At 47.3% G+C, this 7,518-nt stretch carries 7 protein-coding genes; 6 read left to right on the top strand and 1 reads right to left on the bottom strand.

Going from position 1 to position 7,518, the window contains the following annotated elements; genetic code table 11:
• Nucleotides 1-123: 123 nt before the first annotated feature.
• The gene (locus tag H579_RS0122700; protein WP_028302558.1) at nt 124-600 is read right to left on the bottom strand and encodes a hypothetical protein; all 477 of its coding nucleotides are present in this window, start codon (nt 598-600) and stop codon (nt 124-126) included.
• A gap of 327 nt (nt 601-927) precedes the next feature.
• On the opposite strand from H579_RS0122700, the gene H579_RS0122705 reads away from it, so the two are divergent.
• The 6 genes from H579_RS0122705 (at nt 928) to H579_RS0122730 (ending at nt 7,096) form a co-directional block, all read left to right on the top strand.
• Nucleotides 928-2,148 (top strand): adenylate/guanylate cyclase domain-containing protein, encoded by a 1,221-nt coding sequence (locus H579_RS0122705; protein WP_051228248.1) that lies wholly within the window; start codon nt 928-930, stop codon nt 2,146-2,148.
• 63 nt (nt 2,149-2,211) lie between these two features.
• A complete protein-coding gene (locus H579_RS0122710) occupies nt 2,212-2,733 on the top strand; it encodes a YcxB family protein (RefSeq protein WP_028302560.1) in 522 nt (173 codons plus the stop codon).
• A 271-nt stretch (nt 2,734-3,004) separates the two neighbouring features.
• Nucleotides 3,005-3,385, top strand: coding sequence for a glycine cleavage system protein GcvH (gene gcvH, locus H579_RS0122715; RefSeq protein WP_036567251.1), 381 nt, complete (start codon nt 3,005-3,007; stop codon nt 3,383-3,385).
• Between the two features lie 99 nt (nt 3,386-3,484).
• Nucleotides 3,485-4,954 carry an ATP-binding protein gene (locus H579_RS0122720; protein ID WP_028302562.1) on the top strand — a complete coding sequence of 490 codons (1,470 nt, stop codon included), beginning with the start codon at nt 3,485-3,487 and terminating at the stop codon, nt 4,952-4,954.
• A gap of 273 nt (nt 4,955-5,227) precedes the next feature.
• Entirely contained in the window at nt 5,228-6,424 is a 1,197-nt protein-coding gene (locus H579_RS0122725) for a class I SAM-dependent rRNA methyltransferase (RefSeq protein WP_028302563.1), read from the top strand.
• A 159-nt stretch (nt 6,425-6,583) separates the two neighbouring features.
• Nucleotides 6,584-7,096, top strand: coding sequence for an acyl-CoA thioesterase (locus H579_RS0122730; RefSeq protein WP_342662809.1), 513 nt, complete (start codon nt 6,584-6,586; stop codon nt 7,094-7,096).
• The last annotated feature ends 422 nt before the right edge of the window (nt 7,097-7,518 follow it).

Below are 7,518 nucleotides of genomic sequence, written 5' to 3' on the forward strand. Positions count from 1 at the left end.
CCTGCAAAGGAAAAGCCACGATCACGATTAATTTGACCTTCGATCTTTATCTTCGGAGGCTAGATCTGAAGACTTTAAAACTGACACCACACGGTCTAACTCTTGAGCTATGTCTTGTAATTTCTAAAATTTCTCTTCGTTATCTTTGGTTAAGTTGTTGCCAAACTCTTCGACCACATCGGATAGTTTATCTACCGCCTCTGACAATTCCTTTTTACCATTAATCAGTGCGGACAAATTATTGTATTCAAAGTCCCTTATATAGTCGGTCTCAGCTCGAACTTGAGCCACTGTTTTATTTCTAGAGATGGCTAACCTCTGTGGAGTTAGCCAGCCACTCTCGAAGCGGTCATATAGTAAATTTACAAGAGGCAGAACAATAAGGTAAGCAACGGAAAGTATCAGTGGAAAAATAACATCCCCCCAAAGCAACCAATCCTTGTTACGCAGTATCTCTATCTTCGTTTGCGTATCAACAAGGAGAAAAACACTGACTCCTTTAACGTGTATCGCTACCCAAGAAAAAATAAACGCACCAATAAGGGGGGTTTTCAGTCTTGCTCTGACATTATCTGTAATCGAAGAAATCATACTTTTCATTCAAGCTCCATTTCCCATAAATCTAATGTATCCGTCTAATAATAGCGATGCTTTTTGGCTAGTTAACAAAATTCTAGAAAAGTGTTAACCATTTTCCCTGCTCAACGTAATAGTAGCTGCCCTGAATAGGGCATTCCTTCGTTCGTATCTATGGCCCTTGGTTAGCATTTCTCAGGAGATTTGTTAACCACAAGAATAATTCATTTGCGGTGAGGGCTTTGGTTGTGATCATTGATCTTTGGCTGTGATCTAACTTCGTTCCTTAAGCTCCCCTTAAGCTAAAACCCTGCATAATATCTGGATATATCATCGCAGGGAGGTTTTGAGGTGTCGGATAGTAAGTTTGCAGAAAGAACGGTCGATCAGCGTATCAGGGGCGGGTTGGGGCAGGCGATTGTGTTGGAGCTGCTGACCAATAGCATCCATTTTCCTCTGGTTAATATTATTCTGGAGATGCTGTTGGAGGGTGTCTGGGGTTATCTGATGGAGGTGGACTTCTATATCATCACTCTGGCCTGTGTGGTTCAGGCTTGGTGGTTGGGGAGTCGGCAGTATCAGGGTAAGCCGCAGCCTTTGCTGGGTAATCTGATTGGCCCGGCTATTTACAGTGCGATTGAGTGGTCTCTGGAGGGGATGCTGTTCTGGCAGGCGCCTCATCATCAGGCTTACTGGTTGCTGGCTTTAAGCGTGGGTGTTTTGCAGCAATTACGCTTGCACTTTCCTTTACGCGCTCACCTTTATCTGTTGTTGGCGGAGCACTTGTCCAGAACCTCTATTCTGTTGGTGATGTATGGCATTTTTGAATGGCATGAGAAACCTGAGATCAATTCAATCGGTATTTTCCTGGCGGAAGACAGTCATCAGTTTGTCGCGCTGGTGATCTTGCTGTTGGGGCTGGTGGTTGGGTTGAGTGACTGGCAGGCGCAGAGATATCTGGTCCGGCTGAAAGCGACGATGGCGCAGTTAAGGCTGTATTCTGAATGGTTGTTGGGTAAAGAGTTGCTGGATAAGGCGGTGGATGATACCAAGGCGCTGAGCTTAAGCCGTCGGCAGCGGGCGGTGTTGTTTATGGATGTGCGGGGTTTTACGGCCTGGAGTGAGCAGCAAACACCCGAGCAGGTGGTTGAAATGCTGAATGCCTGTTTTGCCGCAGCCGAGCCTGTGCTGGATCGTTACGGGGCGATCAAGGTGAAGCATACCGGGGATGAGATTATGGCGGTCTTTTCTGATCCATCGTCGGCGTTTTGGGCGGGTAGAGGGTTAAGAATCGAGCTGGAACAAATTCTGTCGCCCTATGGCCTGAATGCGGGCGCTGGCATACACTACGGCGAGTTGGTTGAAGGTCTGATTGGCGGTCAGAAACTACGCAGTTACGATATTATCGGGGATACGGTGAATACGGCCAAAAGGCTGTGTGGTAATGCCGGGGGCGGGGAACTTCTGGTTTCGGCTCCGGTCTTTGATGAGGTTGTTCCAGATCGTGTGGTCAGCCAGCGCGAGATCATGATGAAGGGTAAACGTCAGCCGTTAACGGTGTTCAGTGTTTGACCCTGTATCGGTATTTGAAAGGCTCTAAAGCAATAGGTTTTGTTAAAACAAGCGGAGAAATGCATGTCTGCAATTGAAGTGTCTTACCACTGGTCGGAACAAGAGTATCTGGAAGCGGCGGATCAGCACGGTCGTTTTGGTGGCGGTGATAGCAAAGATAAAATCGTGGCCGTTGTGGTAGGTGTTTTGATCGTACTCAGTCTGTATATGATGATGCAGCGTGGTTTCCAACCGGCAGACAGTATGGCGTTTGTGTTGGCGGTCTATTGGTTTGGTTTCCGTAAGCGCATGCATAAGAATCTGCTGCGTCGCCGTTTTAACAGCAGTGACCAGAAGGATAAAGAGATCAGCCTGAGCATTACCGATGAGCAGATCAATGCACAAACGGAAGGTCAGTCTGAGGGGGCTTTTGACTGGTCTTCGGTGACTAAGGTAGTGCGTACGGGTTCGGGTTTTCTGATGTATCGTGGTGCTAACTATCTGTGGCTACCGAACAAGGCGTTTGCTTCTGATGAAGAGTCCACTCGTTTTGCGGCACTGTCTGAGCGTAAAGCGGCTAAGTTTGTGGATAAATCAGGGGCTTAGGTCGGTATCTAAGCCAGCTGTCATCGGCTGTTTTCAGGGCCTCTGGTTTTATAAGAGGCTCTGATTGTTATCTTCACCGTTATACTGAATCCGATAAATTGTTGTTGGTTGGAAAAGTTGCAAGGCGCTCTCCGACAATCATCCGGTAGCGGCGTCCGTGTTGGATGGCGCTCCGCTTAGCCAACTATTGCGTTTGAATATGTCCCGTTAGCCGTTGGTTCGGTAAGTTGTTTGCTATCCTGAAAGTCAGATATACGGCCAGGAGCAGATCATGCATATTCCAGAGCAATTGAAGTATTCCGCCACCCATCAATGGGCCAGGCTGGAGAGTGATGGCACGATTTTGGTGGGCCTGACGGACTTCGCTCAGCAGGAGCTGGGAGATATCGTTTTTGTGGAGCACCCAAAGCTATGGGACAAGCTTACTCCGGGTATGCAGATCTGTATTGTGGAATCGGTTTCAAGTGCTGCGGAGGTGTACGCGCCGGTTTCGGGCGAGGTGATCGCGATTAATGATAAGCTGGAGGAGCATCCCGAACTGCTCAATGATGATCCCTATGATCGCGCCTGGATCTGCCGGATTGACCCCAAGGATATCGCTGAGCTGGATCTATTGATGGATGCCAAGGCTTATCATCTGCATATCGTTTAATTGCCCTATACGAGGACACTCTTGCCTATGACTTGGTTTACAGATCGTTACCGATATAATTGAGTTGAAGCTATTTGTTCATCCACTAGGAATTTTACCTTGAATCATAGCCATCCTCTGGATCACCTGCTCTCTTTGTTAAAAGAATTACAAGCGCTTCCACAGGAAACACCGTGGGCTGAATTTAAACATAATGCCATTAAGCCTGAAGATTTAGGCGAGTATATTTCAGCATTAGCAAATGCAGCAGCTTTGCAAGGTAAGCCGTATGCGTATTTAGTGTGGGGGATAGAGGATAAAACTCATCAGGCTATAGGCACTAATTTTAAGCCAACACAGGCGATGCACAAACAGCAGGAGCTGGAGAGTTGGTTGTTACAGAAATTAGAACCAAAAATTGATTTCTGTTTTCATGAATTTAATTCGCCGGATCAAATTGCTGTTGTCATCTTAGAAATCCAAGCTGCAAATCATACTCCAGTCCGTTTTGATGGGACTGAGTTTATTCGTATAGGCTCATACAAAAAACCTCTCGGCAAACACCCAGAAAAAGAGAGGGCATTATGGCGAGTATTTGACCGCAAACCTTATGAGTATCAGTTTGCAATTGAGAGTATTCCAGAGGACAAAGTTCTAGAATTGCTTGACTACCCGTCATATTTTGAATTGATGAAGCAGCCATTGCCTGAAGGGCGTAGGGGTATACTTGATAGCTTAGAGTTAGATCGCTTGATTGAGAAAAACTCGCTTGGCCTTTGGAATATCACTAATTTAGGCGCTATTTTATTTGCTCGAGATCTTACTCCGTTCCGGCAGTTATCACGCAAAGCTGTTCGTCTCATTTTGTATGATGGCAATAACCGTTACCAAACAATTCGGGAGATAGAAGGACGCAAAGGGTACGCTGTTGGCTTTGAAGGACTTATCGATTATCTCAGTGCACTTTTACCATCTAATGAAGAAATAGGTAAGGCCTTTAGGCGTCAAACAACCATGTATCCCGATCTTGCGATTCGTGAACTTGTAGCGAATGCTATCATCCATCAGGATTTTAATATTTCTGGCACAGGGCCGATGATTGAAATCTTTTCAGATCGAATGGAAATTACAAATCCGGGGATTCCATTAGTTGACGTTGATCGCTTTCTAGATTCACCTCCTCGTAGCAGGAATGAAGGGCTTGCTTCATTAATGCGACGTGCCAATATTTGTGAAGAGCGCGGTAGTGGTATTGATAAAGTTGTCGCTCAGACAGAAATTTATCAGTTGCCAGCTCCAATCTTTGAGACTTACCAAGATCATACTCGAGCGGTGTTATTCGCTCACCGCGACTTTAAAGATATGGATAGTGAGGAGCGCATTCGAGCGGCTTACTTGCATAGTATATTACGCTACTTAAATCGGCAGCCAATGAATAACACATCTCTACGTGAGCGCTTTGGTATTGAGACGAAGAATAGCGCAATGGTAAGCCGAATCATAAAGTTGGCTATTGAGGCAGGGAGAATTAAGCCGTACGATGAAAATGCAGGAACTAAGTCAATGCGCTATGTGCCATGGTGGGCATAAAACGATGACTGAATTTTGCTTGACTGTTGCTTGACTCTGAAGCTTGATATTTTAAGCAATTGAACTTATGTGATTGTTTTTAAAGTAATTTTTATTTATTTTTTCTTTGATTGTAATAGATCCCAAGCGTTTTTTTGGGATTGCTACTGATATCTTCACTCATCACTGTCATTATTTATTTGCATAGAGCTATAATGCCCGCCTTTTCTGCGGTTAGTCGCTATACTGACAGCACTTCTGAACCGACAATTCACAGCTTCTGAGAGAACTTCGATGACACTGGCCAGCTTACGTCTGAACAAAAATGCCGACCGCCGAATCAAGGCCGGTCACTTATGGATCTACAGCAATGAAGTGGATACCAAGACTTCACCACTGCGTCAGTACAGTGCGGGTCAGCAAGTACAGGTGCAGGCGTCGAACGGTAAGGTTTTAGGTACGGCGTATCTGAATCCGACCACCCTGATCTGTGGTCGTATGATCAGCCAGACCCCGGATCAGCTGCTGGATAAGTCGCTGCTGGTGCATCGTATCAAGATCGCTCTGGGTCTGCGTGAACGTGTGTTCCCAACCCCTCACTACCGTTTGGTTTACGGTGAAAGCGATCAGCTGCCGGGTCTGGTGGTGGATCGTTTTGGTGATGTGCTATCGGTACAGCTGAATACCGCTGGTATGCAGGTGCTGGAAGAGGATATTCTGGATGCGCTGGAGAAGGTGCTGAAGCCACAGGCAATTGTACTGCGTAACGACGGCGGTATGCGCAAGCTGGAAGGTCTGGAAGAGGAAACCCGTGTGGCTCGTGGTGAGCTGCCAGCAGAAGGTGTTTTCCTGGAAGAGAACGGTGTGAAGTTCCACGTGCCTGTGCTGACCGGCCAGAAAACCGGTTGGTTCTACGATCACCGTATGAACCGTGCCCGTATGCAGGAATACTGCAAGGGTAAAAAAGTGCTGGATCTGTTCAGCTATGTCGGTGGCTGGGGCGTTCAGGCTGCGGCGGCAGGAGCTGAGTCTGTACTGTGTGTCGATGCGTCTGCCACTGCGCTGGATGAAGTCGAAAAGAATGCTGAGCTGAACGGTGTCGCCGATAAAGTGGGCACCATGCAGGGCGATGCCTTTGAGGCTCTGAAACAGCTGGTGCAGGAAGGCGAGAAGTTTGATGTGATCGTGCTGGACCCACCGGCCTTTATCAAACGCCGCAAAGATATCAAAAACGGTGAACAGGCTTATAAGCGTATCAACCAGCTGGCGATGCGTTTGTTAGAAAAGGATGCCATTCTGATCTCCGCATCCTGCTCTATGCACCTGGCCTATGATCGTCTGATCGATGTCGTGCGCGGTTCGGCTCGTCATATCGACCGTCAGGCACAGATTCTGGAGCAGGGCCATCAGGGGGCGGATCACCCGGTGCATCCAACGATTGTGGAAACCGCTTATCTGAAGTCACTGATTGTGCGTGTTTATCGCGACTAATAGTTTATCCCGATAAATTTCTGGATATTGAGGTAGGTTGGATAAGCGAAGCGCCATCCGACATTGATTCAGATGCCAGGCTATGGTCGGAAGGTGCCTACGGCTTTTCCGACCTAAAGCAACGTATCTTGCTTGTTATTAGGTTAGAGAAACACGACAGTGACCGCCAGTTGGTTAACCTCTGATCCCGTCAGTACCATTGAGCTGCCCGATGATCTGCTCTGGTCTTTGCCAGAGCGCTTCTCAGAGGCGGTTCAACAGCAACCGTTTGTCCTGCCGATTCAGGTGCAGAACCACGAGATTGACCACTACGGTCATGTGAATAACGGTGTCTATCTGGATTGGTTACAGCAAACCGGTTGGGCCCATGTGTGTCAGCTGGGTTTAAGTCTGGAACTGTATCAGCAGTTGGATCGTGCCTTGGTCGTGCATCGCCATGAGCTGGATTATCTGGCTCCGGCATACAAAGACGATGCACTGGTGATGGCCACCTGGCTGGTTAAGTTTGATCGCTTAAGCGTATTTCGCTGCTTTCAGCTGCAACGCTTAAGTGATCGCAAGACGCTGTTTCGGGCCTATAGCCATTATGTTTGCACCCGTATGAGCAACGGCAAAGCCTGTCGTTTACCGCAAGAGTTTCTGGCCGCTTATCGCCAGGCGAGTGAGGTATAGGGGCAGCTCGCAACGCTTGCTGTTTCTATCGCTGATACCATTCCCGATAAGTTTCCTGATATCTGAGTTGGTTGGATCAGCGAAGCGCCATCCGATACTTTCTCTGGTATTTGATGATTGTCGGAAGGCGCCTTGCGGCTTTTCCGACCTTGTATCTCTCCGGAAATCAGGGTTAGCTACCTTGATGACCTGTAGAGTCCGGTGATGTTGGTTCCGACCTTAGTGTTTGACGCTGTAATGTAGATAAACGCCCAGACTCTCATTGTTCTCATACATTGAATGGTATCCAGGCACCTGTTTTCAGTGATGCTGCATATACAAGGTAAATGAGAGATGCATTATATAGGTATTGATATTAGTAAAGCTAAACTTGACTGCTGCTGGCTGCGTGATGTCGACAAAAGCAAGTTTAAAACCAAAGT

This window comes from Oceanospirillum beijerinckii DSM 7166 (assembly GCF_000422425.1).
GTDB classification, from domain to species: Bacteria; Pseudomonadota; Gammaproteobacteria; order Pseudomonadales; family Halomonadaceae; genus Oceanospirillum; species Oceanospirillum beijerinckii.

Bases quoted from the DNA above. Each gene is read 5' to 3' on its own strand.
- H579_RS0122700 (WP_028302558.1), bottom strand. From the start codon at position 600: ATGAAAAGTATGATTTCTTCGATTACAGATAATGTCAGAGCAAGACTG.
- H579_RS0122710 (WP_028302560.1), top strand. From the start codon at position 2,212: ATGTCTGCAATTGAAGTGTCTTACCACTGGTCGGAACAAGAGTATCTG.
- gcvH (WP_036567251.1), top strand. From the start codon at position 3,005: ATGCATATTCCAGAGCAATTGAAGTATTCCGCCACCCATCAATGGGCC.
- H579_RS0122725 (WP_028302563.1), top strand. From the start codon at position 5,228: ATGACACTGGCCAGCTTACGTCTGAACAAAAATGCCGACCGCCGAATC.